This window comes from Streptomyces sp. NBC_00435 (genome assembly GCF_036014235.1).
In the GTDB taxonomy this organism is placed as follows: Bacteria; Actinomycetota; Actinomycetes; order Streptomycetales; family Streptomycetaceae; genus Streptomyces.
Window position 1 is genome coordinate 4,783,345 of record NZ_CP107924.1, and the last position, 16,568, is coordinate 4,799,912.

A 16,568-nucleotide genomic window follows, 5' to 3' on the forward strand; every position below is an offset into this window, starting at 1 on the left:
GGGTGCGGGCCCTTCCGGTTCCCCGGGGCGTGGGGATCGGGCTACGCGATGTGCTCGTTCTCCAGCTCGGTCTGGTAGCGCTGCTTGAGCTGCGGGAAGATCTTGCGGATCAGCGAGGCGCTGCGCGGATGCACCACGCCGTACCGGTCGGCCAGCACTATGTCGAGCTGCTCGGCGGTCAGGACCTCGCCGTTCTCCTCCAGGTGGGAGCGGAAGACCTCGTACGCCGCCTCGGCGAACTTCTCGTCCTCGTCGGCGCTCGGCGCGTCCTCCGGGGGAGCCCCGTCCTGCCGGGGAGCCGGTACCGGGAGCTCCTGACGCTGGTCCGGGTCCTGCTCCTCCAGGCCGGTCGGGGGCATCACCGGGGTCGGCTCCAGGCCCTCGACGTACTGGGGGTTGTAGCCGCCCTCGTACGCGGCCTGCGGCGCGCGGGGAGCGGCGAACCAGGCGCTGTTGTGGGCGGCGGGCATGGCGGTCGGGTCCACCACGAAGGGGGCGGCGTCGGGGTGGCCCTGCGGGGCGGCGCCGCCGTCCGCGGCGTCCCAGAACGGGGGCTCCGCGGCAGCGTTTTGGTGGCCCTGGGGGACGGGGCCGTGCGGGCCGGGGCCGGCTGTTGCGGCGGCCGCGGCGGCGAAGGCCGCCTGCTGTGCGGCGGTGCCTGCCGGCAGGGGTTCGCCCGCCGGGCCGAAGGCCTGGGCCTGCAGCTGGGCCTGTGCCTGCGCCTCCATCTGCGCCTGCGGCCCTGCCGGGGCGACACCGGCCTGGGGCTGGCCCTGGGCCGGGAGGACGTGTGGGCCCGCCGCTCCCGCGAGGGCCGGGGCGGCCGGGTTCTGCGCGGAGGTGTGGAGGGCGGCCGTGGAGCCGGGCGGGAGGGCCGGGTGGGTCGTCGGGTCCGCCGGGGGGAGCAGGAGGGGGTCGATGCCGGCCGCCGCCAGGCCTTCGGGGGCCGTCTGGGAGAGCGGGACGCCGATGCGGGCCAGACGCAGCGGCATGAGGGCGCCGACCGGGGCCTTGCGGCGCCAGAAACGGCCGTAGCGGGCCTGGAGGCGGGCCTGGTAGATCAGCCGGTCCTGCTCCATGCCGACGGCCTGTTCGTAGGAGCGCAGTTCCCACAGCTTCATCCGGCGCCACAGCTTGAAGGTGGGGAGCGGGGAGAGCAGCCAGCGCGTGATGCGCACGCCCTCCATGTGCCGGTCGGCGGTGATGTCCGCGATCCGGCCGACCGCGTGGCGGGCCGCCTCGACGGTGACCACGAAGAGGATCGGGATCACGGCGTGCATGCCGACCCCGAGGGGGTCGGGCCAGGCCGCCGCGCCGTTGAAGGCGATCGTCGCCGCCGTCAGCAGCCACGCCGTCTGGCGCAGCAGCGGGAACGGGATACGGATCCACGTCAGCAGCAGGTCCAGCGCGAGCAGGACGCAGATGCCCATGTCGATGCCGATGGGGAAGACGAGCGAGAAGGTGCCGAAGCCCTTCTGCACCGCGAGGGCGCGTACGGCGGCGTACGAACCCGCGAATCCGATCCCCGCGATCACGACGGCTCCGGCGACCACCACACCGATCAATATCCGGTGCGTACGAGTCAGCTGCATCGCGGCCACCCGCGATCCCCTCCCCTTGTCGAGCTACGGCAGGCACAGCGTACGCGCGTACGGGTGACCGGATGTCGGCGGTCCGGACGTCGGCGGTCCGGGTGCCCGGACCGCCGACGCGCCGCGCGTACGCCTGGCCGCTAGGAGTTCGACGGCGAAGGCTGCTGCTCCGGCTGCTTCTGCTGGTTGGCCGCCTCGACCGAGGCCACGGTCTCCTTCGTCGCCGCGATGGCGTCCTGGAGCAGCTTCGCGTGGTCGGGGGCGCCCGCGCCCTCGTAGGCGGTGCCGTTGTAGTCGAGGGTGATGACGACGTTGTGCGTGCGGGCGATGACGGTCGTGTTGGCGAAGTCACCGTCCTTCTTGGTGGTGAAGGTGACGGAGGTGGCCTGGTCGCCGATGCCGCCCGCCGCTTCCGGCTTCACGTTCTCCGCACCCTCGACGACCTTCGCCTTCTCGACCTGCTTGGTGTACTCGTCCTCGGCGCGCTTGCTGCCGGTGCCGACCGAGGCGAGGGAGTCGTAGCGGATCAGGGAGATCGAGAGCCAGCGGTACTGCGAGCCCTTCAGACCGGCCTCGTCCAGGCCGTTCCAGGTGCAGGTGGCGCGGCTGCTGAGGTCGTTCGACTTGGCCGCCGTACCGTTGGCGTCCTTCGCCTTCGGGACGATCGTCTCGATGGTCTTCGCGGCGACCGCCTTGCACGGCTCCGGCAGCGTGGAGTACACGGCCTTCTCCAGCGCGGCGGTGGCCTTGGAGCTCGGCTTCGCGGACGAGGCCGCTTCGGGCTGCTTGCCGTTGCCGCTGCCGGTGCCCGAGTCCTTGCCCGAGTCGGACGAGCAGCCGGCGACCGTGAGGATTACCGGAACGGCTGCGCAGGCGAGGACGCGGGTGAGACGCGAAGCTGATCGGTGCATGATTCCTTCAGACGTTGTGGGTCTTCGTGCGGGCTCATTGGGCCCATTGCGGGCGCGGGACCCGAGCAACGGTAGCCCGACCCGGCGCCCGCACGCTGTGCGCGCCGTCACCCGGGGCCCGCGCGCCCCCTCCCGGCGGGCACGGCTACTCGTTGAACCGGTCCACGAGGGCCTGCGCCAACTGTCGTGCCCTGTCCTGGGTTTCCGTGCTGGGCGGGACCGCGCCGGGGAGCGCGGGCTGGACGCTGTACTCGACGGTGACGATGACGTTCGAGGTACGGAACACAATGCGGACGGTGCGTGACTGGACGGCGGTGGCTCCGGCCTGACCGAGCTTGTCGTCGAGGAAGGCCTCGTTGCCGAGCCCTTCGAGGACGCGGGAGCCGAGCTCGGGCGGAGCGGAGGAGGCGGAGGGCGAGGGGCTGCCGCTCGCGGGCGCGCCGGGACTCGCGCTCGTACCCGTGGGCGCGGCCGCTGTCGGGGTCGGGGTGGGCGCCGTCGTCGCACCGGCACCCGGCGTCGCACCGGCACCCGGCGTCGCACTCGCACCCGTACCCGGCGTCGGGCTCGTGACGGGTCCGGGGACGGGAAGATGGGCGTTGGTGAGCTGGCGGATGTAGACCTGCCGTGCCTTGTCGTCGTCGCTCGCGACGGCCCGGTCGTACGAGACCACGCGCTCGAAGCCCACCGACAGCAGCCGGGTCTCGGTCGGCGTCTGCGCGGTCCAGCGGCAGCCGACGCGCCGGTCGGCGTCGTACGAGGGGTCCGCGACACCGGCGTAGAGCGCTTCGCGCGCGGCGGGGGCGAGGGAGTCGGCGGCCGGCAGCATCGCCTTGACCTTCTTGGCGTCGGCGGCCTTGCAGGGCATGGGCAGGCTGCGGTACTTGCCGGGCTGCGCGACCGCCCCGGCATTGCCGCCGGCCTTCGCGTCGCTGGTGGTTCCGCCCCCGCCGCCCTCGGTGCACGCGGTGAGGCCGGCCGTGAGGGCGGCGAGCATCGCGATGGCTGGCAGGACTCCACGTACCGACTTGCGCTGCACGTTCCACCGGCTCCCTTCGGGAAAAATGCGTTGCCGCGGCTCGGGCGCGGATGGACACAATGTCTATCGCACACGCTGGTGCCGGCGCCGGCCTCCCGTCGTATTTGAGGCCAAGAGCGAGGCTTTTTGCGTATTGAGGCTTTTCTGTGGTTAACGGGGTGTTGGTGCCGAAATGTCGTATGTAGAAGTGCCCGGGGCGAAGGTTCCGATCCGGATGTGGACCGACCCGGCGTCGGTCGAGGACAGCGCGATGCGCCAGCTGCAGAACACGGCCGGCCTCCCGTGGATCAAGGGCCTGGCCGTCATGCCGGACGTGCACTACGGCAAGGGCGCGACGGTCGGCTCGGTCATCGCCATGAAGGACGCGGTCTGTCCGGCGGCGGTGGGCGTGGACATCGGCTGCGGCATGTCGGCGGTGAAGACCTCCCTGACGGCGAACGACCTCCCGGGGGACCTGTCGGGACTGCGCTCGCAGATCGAGCGGGCGATTCCGGTGGGGGCGGGGATGCACCGGGAGGCGGTGGATCCGGGCCGCTTGTACGGGTTCTCGGTGGATGGGTACGAGGATCTGTGGAAGCGCTTCGACTACCTCGCGGACGCGGTCAAGTTCCGCCATGAGCGGGCTTTGCGGCAATTGGGAACCATGGGTGGGGGAAATCACTTCTGGGAACTTTGCCTCGACGCATCCGGTTCGGTGTGGATCATGCTGCACTCGGGTTCCCGGAACATCGGCAACGAACTGGCCGACTTCCACATCGGAGTGGCTCGCGGACTCGCGCACAACCAGGGGCTGGTGGACCGGGACCTCGCCGTGTTCCTCGCGGCCACGCCCGAGATGCGGGCCTACCGCGAGGACCTCTTCTGGGCGCAGGAGTACGCCAAGTACAACCGCGCCGTGATGATGAGCCTGTCCAAGGAAGTGATCCGCAGGGAGTTCCGCAAGGCCAAGGTCTCCTTCGAGCGGGAGATCAGCTGCCACCACAACTACGTGGCGGAGGAGCGGTACGACGGCATGGACCTGCTGGTCACGCGGAAGGGCGCCATCCGCGCCGGCAGCGGGGACTACGGGATCATCCCGGGCTCGATGGGCACGGGCTCGTACATCGTGAAGGGTCTCGGCAACGAGAAGTCCTTCAACTCGGCCTCGCACGGAGCGGGCCGGAAGATGAGTCGGACGGCCGCGAAGAAGCGCTTCTCGGCGCGGGACCTGGCGGAACAGACCAAGGGCGTGGAGTGCCGCAAGGACTCGGGCGTCGTCGACGAGATCCCGGGTGCCTACAAGTCGATCGAGCAGGTCATCGACCAGCAGACCGACCTGGTCGAGGTCGTCGCGAGGCTCAAGCAGGTCATCTGCATCAAGGGCTGACGCCCGCAGGTGGGCGGGGGAGCGGAAGGGCCCGGGCCGGGAACGGTCCGGGCCCTTTCCGTGGTGTTCGCGGGTGTGATGTGATCGGCGGCGTTCCGGTTGGTGCGTTCTGTGGGGGGTCTTTCGTGATGGGTCTTTTGCCTGGTCGGCGGGGTGTGGGGGTGCTGGTGGCCGGGGTGGCGGCCGTGGTCGCGGTGGCTGTCGCGGGGTGTTCGTCCGGGAAGTCGGGGGTGGGCCCGAAGGTGGATGGGAAGCCGGGTGCCACGAGTGGTGTGGTGGCGGCTCCCGAGCGGCGGGTGATTTCCGTCGCCGATGCCGAGAAGGTGTTCAACAACTTCGGGTGGGCGAACTCGGTGGCCGAGGGGAAGGCCGATTTCGCGGCGATCTCCAAGATCCAGACCGGGGCGCTGCTGGAGGAGAGCAAGGCGCGGCACGCGCGCAAGAACCTGCATTCCATCATCAGGGACGGGGACACCGACTTCGCCCGCCCCGTCTTCGTGATCCCGACGGAGCGCGAACAGCCGGGGTATCCGCGCTCGTTCGTCGTGTTCAGCAAGGCCGATGCGTATGTGGAGGACCGCGCCACGGCGGTGCACCACTTCGTGCAGGCCGGGCCGGGCGGTGAGTGGAAGGCGGCCGCCACCTCCTGGGTGTACGGAGCACCGGTCAAGGCGGGGGCGCCCCCGGCCCGGTTCCTGGAGGGCGAGAACCTCCTGATGCGGGAGAAGGAGATCGCGGCACCGGGTACGGACGTGGTCGCGGGTGCCGTGTTCTCCTCGCGGGCCGGCGAGGACCGCAAGGCCTGTGGGCGGTACGGGGACTACTTGAGCTTCACCGCCCCCGACGGGGAGCGTGAGAGCGAGTACTTCGTGCCGGGCCCCCTCGCGAGCGGGGTGGTCGACGCGTACAACGCGAAGGACGAGCTGGTCGACGGGCTGGTGCGGAGCAGCTTCGCCTACGCGCCCTCGGGCGGGGACCTGCCGGTGGTGCGGCTGGCGGGCGGTGCCTCGCTGGTGACCTGCACGTACGTGGTGTCCGAGCACTCGGAGGGCAAGCCGGGGACGAAGTGGTTCGCGTTCAAGAAGGGCGGCGACACCGAGCGGATGATGGGCGGGTCCCGGCACTGGAAGGTCGCGGACCGGCGCTGGGCGGTGACCGCGGTGATCGAGGTTCCGGAGCGAGGGCCGGCCGATGTGGTGACCGTCAACTCCCGTGGTGCGGAGCTGCTTTCGGCGGAAGGAACTCCCTACTAGGGGATTGACGCGGGGAGTTGGTCTAGACCAAGGTGTGCGCCATGTGGAGATCTCGCGTGCTTCTTGCCGCGCTCGCGTCGTTGTCGCTCGCTCTCGGGGCCGTGGGGACCGCCGATGCCGTGGGGTCCGGTGAGGCCGCTCCGGCGGCCGGGGCCGCTGCTCCGGCAGCCGGCTCCGACTCGGCCGCTGCCGCTGCCTCGGCCGCGCGGAAGGTCGGGCTGCCGCCCGTCGTCTCGCACGTGCCGACCGCCGAGAAGGTCGTGTTCATCACCCTCGACGACGGCTGGGTCCACGACCCCGCCGTCGCGCGGACCCTCGTCGACCAGCGGATCCCCGTCTCCCTGTTCCTGCTGCCGGGCGCGACCTCGTACGACACCCAGTACTTCACCGACCTGGTCGACCAGGGGCGGGCGACCGTGGAGAACCACACCGTCAACCACCCCGACCTGACGACCCTCGACGCCGCGGGCAAGGACGCCGAGGTGTGCGGGGCCGGGGAGCAGCTGGCGGCGACCTTCGGGCGGGATCCGAAGCTGCTGCGACCGCCGTACGGGGCCGTCAACGACGACGTGCGGCTGGCGGCGAAGGCGTGCGGGGTCAAGGCGCTGATCACGTGGACGTACGACTTCACCACGTGGGGCGAGACGCCGGCGACGCCGCAGCTGCACGCGGGTGACATCGTGCTGCTGCACTTCACGCCGACGCTCGGCGCGGACCTGAAGCGGGCCCTGGACGCGGCGAAGGCCGCCGGGCTCAAGCCGGCGGCCCTGATGCCGCACCTGAAGAGTGCCGGGCTGGTCCAGTAAGGGGCCCGGCCGGTACGGGCTACAGCTCGCGGTGGACCTTCGTGTTCGAGGCCTGGGCGCGGGGGCGGACCACCAGGAGGTCGATGTTGACGTGGCTGGGACGGGTCACCGCCCAGGTGATGGTGTCGGCCACGTCGTCGGCGGAGAGGGGCTCGGCCACGCCGGCGTAGACCTTCTCCGCCTTCTCGGCGTCGCCGCGGAAGCGGGTCTTCGCGAACTCCTCGGTCTTGACCATGCCCGGGGCGATCTCGATGACGCGGACGGGCTGGCCGACGATCTCCAGGCGGAGGGTCTCGGCGAGGATGCGGGCGCCGTTCTTGGCGGCCACGTAGCCGGCGCCGCCCTCGTAGGTGGAGTGGCCGGCGGTGGAGGAGAGCACGACGACCGTGCCGTCGCCGGAGGCGGTCAGGGCCGGGAGCAGGGCCTGGGTGACGTTGAGCGTGCCGATGACGTTGACCTCGTACATCGTGCGCCAGTCGGCGGGGTCGCCGGTGGCGACGGGCTCGGCTCCGAGTGCCCCGCCGGCGTTGTTGACGACCACGTCGCAGCGCTGGAGGGAAGCGGCGAGGGCGTCGACGGCGGGGCGGTCGGTGACGTCGAGGGCGTAGGCCGTGGCCTCGTGGCCGGCGGCCTGGATCTCGGCGGCCAGGGCCTCGACGCGGTCCTTGCGGCGGGCGGTGAGGACGACGTGGTAGCCGGCCGCGGCGAGCTGCCGGGCGGTGGCCGCGCCGATGCCGCTGCTCGCGCCGGTGACTACGGCGGTTCGGGTGGCCGTGCTCATGCGGGCTCCTCGTGCGTTCGTACGGGTGATTACTCGCCAGCATAGGCCGGTCGCTCCGCAGGTCACCGGCCGCGCGGGGCGTACATGATCACCGCCGCTCCGGCGAGGCAGACGAGGGCGCCCACGATGTCCCATCTGTCGGGGCGGTAGCCGTCGGCGACCACGCCCCAGAGGAGGGAGCCGGCGACGAAGACCCCGCCGTAGGCGGCGAGGACGCGGGCGAAGTCGCCCTGGGGCTGGAGGGTGGCGACGAATCCGTAGAGGCCGAGGGCGATGACTCCTACGCCGATCCAGGCCCAGCCCTTGTGCTCGCGGAGGCCCTGCCAGACCAGCCAGGCACCGCCGATCTCCAGGAGCGCGGCGAGGGCGAACAGGGCGGCGGAGCGGGCGATCAGCATGGCCGGAAGCCTACGCAGAGGGTGAGTGGCGGGCGGACGGGCCGACGGAGGGGTGGGCGAATGGGCGGGGGCTCGCCCTCATTCGTGTGATGGTCCGAACAGCGGGTGGGCGGGATGGCTAGCGTCCGCGCGTGGAGGTGGTCGCGGTGCGCAGAGGTGCCGTACGGAGTGTGGTGATGGCTGGGCTTCTGGCGCTGCTCGGCGGCGCGGTGGGCATCGGGGGCGCGAGGAGTGCCCGCGCCGGGGCCGGCCCGGAGGCCGACGTGGCCTACCACGGGCGGGTCGCCCTGGCCCACGGGCGGCTGCGGATCCTGCTGGTTCCGGAGAACGAGGGCCCGTCCGCGCTGGCGAACGCGACCGTACGGCTGCGGCTGTCCGCGGAGCTCGCGGACCGGCAGGAACTGGCGGAGGGCTGCGCACGGGCCGGGTTGCGCGAGGTGGTGTGCGAGACGGGGGAGCTGTCGCTGCACGGGCGGGGGCGGCACATCGGGCTGGCGCTGGCGCTGAAGGAGCGGGCTCCGGAGGTGGTGGTGCGGGTGGACACCTGGTGGAACGGCGGCGCGACGGACCGGAACCACAGCAACAACGAGCACGTGGTGCTGGCGCTGGACACGGGGGACACGTACGCGTTCTGACGCGGGCCGGACCGGGGGTGTCCCGGGGTGGTGCCGGCCGATCCGGGCCGCGCGGGGTGACGGGGGCCGGATCGGCCGACCCCGAACCCGGCCGGCGTGCGGCTACGGCTGCTACGGGGCGCCGATGCCGCCGAATTCGGTGAGGGCGGCCTCGACGATGCGCTCCAGCCGGGCGTGATGGGCGCCGCGCCAGTAGACGCGCTCGCAGTCCGCGCACTGGGCGAAGACCTCGTACGAGCGCTGCGTGCCGCTCTCCAGTCGGTCGCCGACGCTGTCCTTGTCGGCCTCGCGGAGGGTGCCGTTGCACGCGGTGCAGCGGGTCCACGGTTCGAGGGCGGGGGCGAACCGGCTCAGGATGTCCCGGACCTGCTCGTCGGGGTTGTCGCTGTAGACGTACGCGCCGGCGAACAGCTCGCGGCGACGCAGCAGTCCGCGGTCGCGGGAGAGCAGAACGCGCCGCTCGGCGGCGGAGCGGGTGGCCAGGGCCGGGTCTCCGATGTCCTCGTTCTCGTACGCCGCGTCGACGCCCAGCAGGCGAAGGCGGCGGGCGAGGGTGCCGAGGTGGACGTCGAGGAGGAAGCGCAGCGGCGCGGTGCCGGGGACGCCGGGGACCCGCTGGGGGCGGTCGACGCCGAAGACCTCGACCGATTCGCCGGCCAGCGGTACGTGGGCGAAGGGTGTCTCGGCGCCGTCGACGAGGATCCGGCCGACTTCGGTGAGCGGGATGCCGGCCGATTCGACGACGTGGCCGAGGCTGGAGACGCCGTCGGTGGTGGTCGCTACGCGTGTGCCGCGCCGCGCGGGTGCGGCGAACACGTGCAGTTCGGGGGCGAGGGTGAGGGCGATGGCTGGTCCGTTCACGGGGCCAGCATGCCACTGCGGGGTGCGGGTGGGCGGGGGATTTACGGGGCCGCCGCCGCCCGGTCGTGGCTCTCGCGACGGGCGTTGACCTCGTCGAAGTGGTCTCCGCCCCGGTGGACGGCGTCGTGGACGCGGCGGTCCTCGGGGAGACGGCTCCGGCCTTCGTCCGCGACGGTGGCGCCCACGTGGGGCTGCGCCCGGGCGCAGCCCCACGCGGCAGAGCGGGGGGTCCGCGTGGTGGAGCAGGAGGTCGCGGCGGACGGCGCGCACCTGGCCCGCCCGGTGTCGCTGGTGGACGCGGGCGGGCTGGCGCTCCGGGTGGCGGAGAGCTTCCCCCGGGAGGAGGCGCCGAAGGGCCACGCCCGCCTCGCGGACGGCGGTGCGCGCGGCCGCATCCTGCTGACGGTGGACTGACGGCCGGTCGCCGCTGCCGGGGCTGGCGAACCGGTGGCTGCCCGGCCCAGTGGCCGGGCGGGCCGGCTACGGTACGCGCGTCGCGTGCGGGGCGGGCCCGGCGTGTGCCGGGTGGTGCCAGGGCTTGCGTACGACGGCGCTCGGTGCGCGCAGCGGGATGCCGGCGGCCGACTCGCAGTTCACCACGGTGTCGGCGGTGCCCGCCTCCCCGTCGCAGGCGTCCGTGTCCGGTCCGCCGTCGAGGCTGTCGTTGGCGGGGCCCGCGAAGATCGCGTCGTCGCCCGTGCCGCCTTGGAGCCGGTCCCGGCCGCCGGCGGTCCCGACGGTCGCGTCGCCGTCGAAGTTGACGTTGTCGCCGAAGAGGGCGTCGCCGCCGCCCCGGCCGTCGATCACGTCGTTGCCCGCCACCGTCGTGGCGGCGTTCGCGACCGAGCTGTCGCCGACGAGGGCCTCCGCCGAGGCGCCGCCGGTGATCCGGTCGTTGCCCGCGCCGAAGGCCTGGCCGCCGCCGTCCGGGTCCGCGATGTTGTGGTCTCCCAGGGCGAAGATCCCGCCGTCGGAGCCCAGGTCCAGCACGTCGTTGCCGCCGTTGCCGTAGACCGCGGCGATGCCCTCGCTGTCCCCGATCAGGGTGTCGCCCGTACCGGCTCCGCCGATGAGGGTGTCGTTGCCGGCGCCGGTCGCGGTGCCCCCGAACGGTGTGGCGGAATCCCCGAGGAGGCCGTCGTCGCCGTTGCCGCCGTCCAGCAGGTCGTTCCCGCCGCCCTCAGCGTCGCCGCCGAAGGCGACGCTGTCGCCGCTGACGTGCTCGTCGTCCCCGTCGCCGCCGAAGAGGCGGTCGTTCCCGCCGCCCTTGGCGTTGCCGTTGGACTCGCTCCTCGAGTCACCGGTCAGGAAGTCGGCGCCACTTCCGCCGTCGAGGAGGTCGTTGCCGCCTCCTTCGGCGTTTCCGCTGCCCGTGAGCGAGTCGCCGACCATGTCGTCGTCACCGTCGCCGCCGAGCAGGACGTCGTTCCCGCCGCCCTTGGCGTCGCCGGTCACGACGGCCACGTCGCCGCGGAGCACGTCGTTTCCGGTGCCTCCGTCGATCCGGTCGTTACCGGTTCCGCCGATGAGCCGGTCGTCGCCGCCGAGGCCGCAGATGACGTCGTTGCCGCCGCGGCCGTCGATGACATCGGGGCCCGCCGAACCGACGATGACGTCGTTGCCGGGCGTGCCGGTGAGGGTTCCGGCGCCCGTCAGGGTGGCGGGGAGGCCGAAGCAGGTGGCCGGGGCGGCGACGGCGAGGGCCGCCGGCTGTCCCAGTGTGATGAGTGCCACTGTGACGATGCCGGCCGTGATCAGTCGAGCCATGCGAATGCCTCCGGGGCGAGAGTCAGCGTTGGGGGAGGAATGCCCCGGCAATCGCCGCTCCGCGGCCACCGCTCCGCCGTCTGCTCCATGCCGTCCGTCGTACGGATTACCTGATGGTGCGTCAGATGCGTCAGGTGCGTCAGGTGCGGACGGGCGGAGCCGGGTCAGGCCGGGCCCTCGGGCCCGGACCGTCCGGCCCGGACCGTCAGGGCCAGACCAGGCAGTACGGCTGGTGCCCGGCTTCGTGGAGGCGGTGGGAGAAGTCCTGCCACTCGTGGAGCAGCTGGTAGACGTTGAACGCGTCGCGCGGGCCGCCGCGGTCGGGGACCGTGGACCAGATGAAGGCGGCGGCGCCCACCGACTCCTCGCCGATGCCGCGCAGCGGGTCGACGACCGTCATCGGCAGCTTCACGACGGCGTAGTCGGGGTGAAGGACGACCAGCTCCAGCGGGGGGACCTTGTGCAGGGGTATGCCCTCGATGCCGGTCAGGACCATCGCGGCGACCGTTTCCGGCTTGATCTTGCTGAACATGCCGCCCATGCCGAGCTCGTCGCCGCCCAGCTCCTCCGGCCGCATCGTCACCGGGACGCGCGCGGCCGTGGCCCCGTCGGGGGCGCCGAAGTACTTGTACGTCACGCCCATGCCGCGGCCCCTGGGCAGGCCCTCGGGGTCCTGAGCGGGGTCCGGGACGTGTTCCGCGGCGTCCGTGACGCGGCGGCGGTGCTTGCCGCGGCGGCGTTCGCGGGCGCGCTGCGGATCGAGGTCGTCCGTGCCCTCGCCCGGTCCACCACCGCGTTGCATATCTCCACCCGACTGGTCTTGCCTGCCCCGGCCCCGCGGCCCCCGCCACGCAGCCTGATCATCATGGCAGTGACCTCCCCCGGGGTGGCGTGGTGAAACGCCCGTCCGCAAGTCAGTCGCGGCCTCTGAGACCATGGCTGGTGTGAGCTACCCGTACCCGTATGAAGCCAAAGTCTCGCAGACTCTCTTTGACCGTGCGTCGCTAGTGACGCCTGGCGGCGTGAACTCTCCCGTGCGTGCCTTCCGCGCCGTGGGCGGAACGCCCAGGTTCATGGTGTCCGGTACCGGTCCGTACCTGACCGATGCCGATGGGCGCGAGTACGTCGACCTGGTCTGCTCGTGGGGGCCGATGATCCTCGGTCACGCCCACCCGGCCGTGGTGGAGGCCATCCAGGCCGCCGTCGTCCGCGGCACCTCCTTCGGTACCCCCGGCGAGGGGGAGGTCGCGCTCGCCGAGGAGATCGTCGCGCGGATCGCGCCCGTGGAGCAGGTCCGCCTGGTGTCGTCCGGCACCGAGGCGACCATGTCCGCGATCCGCCTCGCCCGCGGGTTCACCGGCCGCGCCAAGATCGTGAAGTTCGCCGGCTGCTACCACGGGCACGTGGACTCGCTGCTGGCCGCCGCCGGCTCGGGGCTGGCGACCTTCGCGCTGCCTGACACCCCCGGTGTCACGGGCGCGCAGGCCGGGGACACGATCGTGCTCCCCTACAACGACCTCGAAGCGGTCCGGGCGGCCTTCGCCGCGCACCCCGATGAGATCGCCTGCGTGATCACGGAGGCCGCGCCCGGCAACATGGGCGTCGTGACCCCGGGGGAGGGCTTCAACCAGGGGCTCGCCGATCTGTGCCGGGCGAACGGTGCCCTGTACATCTCCGACGAGGTCATGACGGGTTTCCGTACCTCGCGCGCCGGCTGGTACGGCGTGGACGGCGTCGAGCCCGACCTGATGACCTTCGGCAAGGTCATGGGCGGCGGCTTCCCGGCCGCGGCGTTCGGTGGCCGGGCGGACGTGATGGGGCACCTGGCCCCCGCCGGTCCCGTCTACCAGGCGGGCACGCTCTCCGGTAACCCGATCGCGACGGCCGCCGGCCTCGCGCAGCTGCGGCTGTTGGACGACGCGGCGTACCGGAAGGTCGACGCGGTGTCGGCTCAGGTCCAGGCGCTGGTGACCGAGGCGCTGACCAAGGAGGGCGTCGCGCACCGGCTGCAGACCGCCTCCAACATGTTCTCCGTCTTCTTCACGGAGGACGAGGTCCGCAACTACGACGACGCGAAGAAGCAGGAGGCCTTCCGCTTCAACGGCTTCTTCCACTCGATGCTGGCGCAGGGCGTCTACCTGCCGCCGTCGGCCTTCGAGTCGTGGTTCGTGTCCACCGCCCACGACGACAAGGCGATCGAGCGCATCGCGGCCGCCCTGCCGGCCGCCGCCCGAGCCGCCGCGGAGGCGACCGCATGAGCACCGAGGCCCGCGGCGAAGGCGCCGAGATCACCGTCGTCCACGTGGTGCGCCACGGCGAGGTGCACAACCCGGAGGGCGTCCTCTACGGCCGCCGCCCCGGCTACCACCTCTCCGAGCTGGGCCGCAAGATGGCGGACCGGGTCGCGGAGCACCTGGAGAACCGGGACGTGACCCACGTCGTGGCGTCCCCGCTGGAGCGGGCCCAGGAGACGGCGTCGCCGATCGCGAAGGCGCACGGGCTGGACCTGGCGACCGACGGCCGCCTGATCGAGGCGGGCAACGTCTTCGAGGGCAAGACCTTCGGGGTCGGGGACGGCGCGCTGCGCAAGCCCGAGAACTGGAAGCACCTGACGAACCCGTTCCGGCCGTCCTGGGGCGAGCCGTACGTCGAGCAGGTGGTCCGGATGATGAGCGCGATCGAGACCGCCCGTGACGCGGCCCGTGGCCACGAGGCGGTGGCGGTCAGCCACCAGCTGCCGATCTGGATCGTACGGAGCTTCGCGGAGAAGCGGCGGCTGTGGCACGACCCGCGCCGCCGCCAGTGCACGCTGGCCTCGCTGACCTCGTTCACGTACCAGGGCGACAAGCTGGTGTCGGTGGGTTACAGCGAGCCGGCGCGGGACCTGGTCCCGGCGCACCTCCTCGCGGGGGCGAAGCCGGTGAAGGGCAAGTCCAAGGCGTTCGGCGCGTAGGCCCCGGCTCTGGCCCGGCCCCGGCCCCGGCCGGGCGGAGACGTGGGGTAACGGGTCGGCCCGAGGGGCCGGCCCGGACCCGCCGGCCTCCGGTCCTTGTGCGGCGGGTCAAGACTCAGCCTAATTTCATACAAGTTGCCTGACGTGACCGTGTCGGTCTTCTGCTTCGCTGAATTGTCCGTTTGTATGACATTTCATGAGCGATATGCGCGACTTCAGCCGGAGAGGTGTGCTCGGGCTCGGACTTGGCGCCGCGGCGGTCGGTGTCGCCGGCTGCAGTGTCGGCGGGCCGTCCGGCGCGGGCAACCCCGGCCCGGTCAACCCGCCGGACGGCACCCGGCCCGGCGGCCCGGCCGCCAAACCCATCGGTGACGGTTCCACCGCCGACACCGGGCCGCAGCCCCATCAGCCGGCCGCCCCCGTACCCCTCCAGCCGGGCGAGACTCCGCCCCAGTTCGTGGTGTTCAGCTGGGACGGCGCGGGGGAGATCGGCAACGGCCTCTTCCCCCGCTTCCTCAAGGTCGCCAAGGACCACGGCGCGGCGATGACCTTCTTCCTCTCGGGGCTCTATCTCCTCCCCGAGTCCAAGCGGGAGCTCTACAGACCCCCGAACAACCCCGTCGGCGCCTCCGACATCGGCTACCTCAAGGACGAGAACGTCCGCAACACCCTCAAGTACGTGCGCGAGGCGTGGCTGGACGGCCACGAGATAGGGACCCACTTCAACGGGCACTTCTGCGACGGTTCCGGCTCGGTCGGCCGGTGGAGCCCGGAGGACTGGCAGAGCGAGATCGACCAGGCCGTGTCGTTCGTCACCAACTGGCGGACCAACACCGGCTTCACCGACCTCGAACCGCTGCCCTTCGACTACCGCAAGGAACTGGTCGGGGCCCGCACCCCCTGCCTGCTCGGCCGGGACGGCCTGCTGCCGACCGCCCAGAAGCTGGGCTGGCGCTACGACTCCAGCTCGCCCGGCGGCCTCCAGCAGTGGCCGGTCAAGCGCGGGGGCCTGTGGGACCTGCCGCTGCAGTCGCTCCCGTTCCCCGGGCACTCCTTCGAGGTGCTCTCGATGGACTACAACATCCTCGCGAACCAGTCCAAGAACACCACCAAGGGCGTCCCCTCCAACTACCCGGCCTGGCGGTCCCAGGCCACCGCCTCCTACCTCGGCGGCTTCAGGCGGGCCTACGAGACCAACCGCGCGCCCCTCTTCATCGGCAACCACTTCGAGGAGTGGAACGGCGGCATCTACATGGACGCCGTCGAGGAGGCCCTCAAGGGCATGGCGGACAAAAAGGACGTACGGCTGGTGTCCTTCCGCCAGTTCGCCGACTGGCTGGACGTCCAGAACCCGCAGGTTCTGGCCAGACTCCGCACGCTCGGTCCCGGCCAGTCGCCGACCGGTGGCTGGGGCACGTATCTCGCCGGCGGCTGACCGGCCGCCGGTCCGCACCTGACCAGCGGCTTAACACACGCCCCGGGGGGCGCGGAAGATCCCCGAAGGGCACATGCGAAACTTTTCACATGAGCCTTAGCCGCGCCCCCCGTCGCCGCCGCTCGACCAGCGGCCGCGCCATCCTGCTGACCGCGGTGACCCTCGCCAGCGCCCTGACCCTGACGGCGTGCGGCGATTCGGACGGCGGCAGCAAATCCTCCGGTTCCGCCGGAGGCAACTACGTGACGGGGAGCAGCGGCATCGCCACCGTCGCCAAGGCCGACCGCGACGAGGCCCCCAAGCTCGACGGCGACACCGTGGACGGCAAGACCCTCGACACCAGCACCCTCAAGGGCAAGGTCGTCGTGCTCAACGTCTGGGGCTCCTGGTGCCCGCCGTGCCGCGCCGAGGCCCCGTACTTCGCGAAGGTCGCCAAGGAACTGGAAGCGGCCGGGCAGCCCGTCGCCTTCGTCGGCATCAACACCCGCGACAACACCAAGCAGAACGCGGCCTCCTTCGAAGAGACCTACGGGATCACCTACCCGAGCCTCTTCGACCCGGACGGCAAGCTGATGCTCCGGTTCCCCAAGGGCACCCTGAACCCGAACGCCATCCCCTCCACGATCGTCCTCGACAAGGACGGCAGGATCGCGGCCCGCACCCTGGTCGCTCTCAACGAGGAGAAGCTGCGCTCGATGATCGACCCGCTCCTCACGGAGAAGTGACCTCGTGGTCAACGGGTTCTCCGAGGTCGTCCTCGCCGCCGAATCG

18 protein-coding genes are annotated in these 16,568 nt (G+C 71.9%); 9 read left to right on the forward strand and 9 right to left on the reverse strand.

All coding sequences use genetic code 11. From position 1 onward, the window contains the following. Positions 1-41: 41 nt before the first annotated feature. The 3 genes from OG389_RS21995 to OG389_RS22005 form a co-directional block, all read right to left on the reverse strand. The gene (locus OG389_RS21995; protein ID WP_328300181.1) at positions 42-1,601 is read right to left on the reverse strand and encodes a DUF2637 domain-containing protein; all 1,560 of its coding nucleotides are present in this window, start codon (positions 1,599-1,601) and stop codon (positions 42-44) included. 131 nt (positions 1,602-1,732) lie between these two features. Next, a complete protein-coding gene (locus OG389_RS22000) occupies positions 1,733-2,503 on the reverse strand; it encodes a DUF3558 domain-containing protein (protein WP_328300182.1) in 771 nt (256 codons plus the stop codon). A 145-nt stretch (positions 2,504-2,648) separates the two neighbouring features. After that, positions 2,649-3,542, reverse strand: coding sequence for a DUF3558 domain-containing protein (locus OG389_RS22005; RefSeq protein WP_328300183.1), 894 nt, complete (start codon positions 3,540-3,542; stop codon positions 2,649-2,651). A 172-nt stretch (positions 3,543-3,714) separates the two neighbouring features. Here OG389_RS22005 and OG389_RS22010 point away from each other — a divergent pair, with 172 nt between their 5' ends. The 3 genes from OG389_RS22010 (at position 3,715) to OG389_RS22020 (ending at position 6,967) form a co-directional block, all read left to right on the forward strand. Then, on the forward strand, positions 3,715-4,908 hold the full coding sequence (locus OG389_RS22010; protein WP_328300184.1) for an RtcB family protein: 1,194 nt from the start codon (positions 3,715-3,717) through the stop codon (positions 4,906-4,908). 242 nt (positions 4,909-5,150) lie between these two features. Further along, positions 5,151-6,161, forward strand: coding sequence for a hypothetical protein (locus OG389_RS22015; protein WP_328300185.1), 1,011 nt, complete (start codon positions 5,151-5,153; stop codon positions 6,159-6,161). Positions 6,162-6,217: 56 nt separating this feature from the next. After that, positions 6,218-6,967 (forward strand): polysaccharide deacetylase family protein, encoded by a 750-nt coding sequence (locus OG389_RS22020; protein WP_328300186.1) that lies wholly within the window; start codon positions 6,218-6,220, stop codon positions 6,965-6,967. Positions 6,968-6,986: 19 nt separating this feature from the next. Here OG389_RS22020 and OG389_RS22025 read toward each other — a convergent pair whose 3' ends face one another. Together OG389_RS22025 and OG389_RS22030 are read right to left on the reverse strand one after the other, a co-directional pair. Further along, positions 6,987-7,748 carry an SDR family NAD(P)-dependent oxidoreductase gene (locus OG389_RS22025; protein WP_328300187.1) on the reverse strand — a complete coding sequence of 254 codons (762 nt, stop codon included), beginning with the start codon at positions 7,746-7,748 and terminating at the stop codon, positions 6,987-6,989. 62 nt (positions 7,749-7,810) lie between these two features. Next, on the reverse strand, positions 7,811-8,146 hold the full coding sequence (locus OG389_RS22030) for a YnfA family protein (RefSeq protein WP_328300188.1): 336 nt from the start codon (positions 8,144-8,146) through the stop codon (positions 7,811-7,813). 176 nt (positions 8,147-8,322) lie between these two features. On the opposite strand from OG389_RS22030, the gene OG389_RS22035 reads away from it, so the two are divergent. Next, entirely contained in the window at positions 8,323-8,781 is a 459-nt protein-coding gene (locus OG389_RS22035) for a hypothetical protein (RefSeq protein ID WP_328300189.1), read from the forward strand. Positions 8,782-8,892: 111 nt separating this feature from the next. On the opposite strand, the gene OG389_RS22040 is transcribed toward OG389_RS22035, so the two are convergent. Together OG389_RS22040 and OG389_RS22045 are read right to left on the reverse strand one after the other, a co-directional pair. Then, positions 8,893-9,642 (reverse strand): Mut7-C RNAse domain-containing protein, encoded by a 750-nt coding sequence (locus OG389_RS22040; RefSeq protein ID WP_328300190.1) that lies wholly within the window; start codon positions 9,640-9,642, stop codon positions 8,893-8,895. 41 nt (positions 9,643-9,683) lie between these two features. Continuing rightward, on the reverse strand, positions 9,684-9,827 hold the full coding sequence (locus OG389_RS22045) for a hypothetical protein (protein WP_328300191.1): 144 nt from the start codon (positions 9,825-9,827) through the stop codon (positions 9,684-9,686). Positions 9,828-9,876: 49 nt separating this feature from the next. Here OG389_RS22045 and OG389_RS22050 point away from each other — a divergent pair, with 49 nt between their 5' ends. Further along, a complete protein-coding gene (locus OG389_RS22050) occupies positions 9,877-10,056 on the forward strand; it encodes a zinc-binding dehydrogenase (protein WP_328300192.1) in 180 nt (59 codons plus the stop codon). 66 nt (positions 10,057-10,122) lie between these two features. Here OG389_RS22050 and OG389_RS22055 read toward each other — a convergent pair whose 3' ends face one another. Together OG389_RS22055 and OG389_RS22060 are read right to left on the reverse strand one after the other, a co-directional pair. Next, on the reverse strand, positions 10,123-11,409 hold the full coding sequence (locus OG389_RS22055) for a calcium-binding protein (RefSeq protein ID WP_328300193.1): 1,287 nt from the start codon (positions 11,407-11,409) through the stop codon (positions 10,123-10,125). Positions 11,410-11,614: 205 nt separating this feature from the next. Beyond that, on the reverse strand, positions 11,615-12,052 hold the full coding sequence (locus OG389_RS22060; protein ID WP_243340142.1) for a hypothetical protein: 438 nt from the start codon (positions 12,050-12,052) through the stop codon (positions 11,615-11,617). Between the two features lie 292 nt (positions 12,053-12,344). Between OG389_RS22060 and hemL the strand changes: the two genes are divergently transcribed. From hemL to OG389_RS22080, 4 genes are all read left to right on the forward strand, one after another. Further along, positions 12,345-13,667, forward strand: coding sequence for a glutamate-1-semialdehyde 2,1-aminomutase (gene hemL / locus OG389_RS22065; protein WP_328300194.1), 1,323 nt, complete (start codon positions 12,345-12,347; stop codon positions 13,665-13,667). Then, positions 13,664-14,362, forward strand: a complete 699-nt coding sequence (locus OG389_RS22070) for a histidine phosphatase family protein (protein WP_328300195.1) — start codon at positions 13,664-13,666, stop codon at positions 14,360-14,362. The genes hemL and OG389_RS22070 overlap by 4 nt, the downstream gene beginning before the upstream one ends. 205 nt (positions 14,363-14,567) lie before the next feature. Beyond that, complete coding sequence (locus tag OG389_RS22075) at positions 14,568-15,797, forward strand: hypothetical protein (protein ID WP_328303977.1); 1,230 nt, start codon at positions 14,568-14,570, stop codon at positions 15,795-15,797. 89 nt (positions 15,798-15,886) lie between these two features. Continuing rightward, positions 15,887-16,522: a TlpA family protein disulfide reductase gene (locus OG389_RS22080; RefSeq protein ID WP_328300196.1), complete on the forward strand. Its 636-nt coding sequence runs from the start codon at positions 15,887-15,889 to the stop codon at positions 16,520-16,522. The last annotated feature ends 46 nt before the right edge of the window (positions 16,523-16,568 follow it).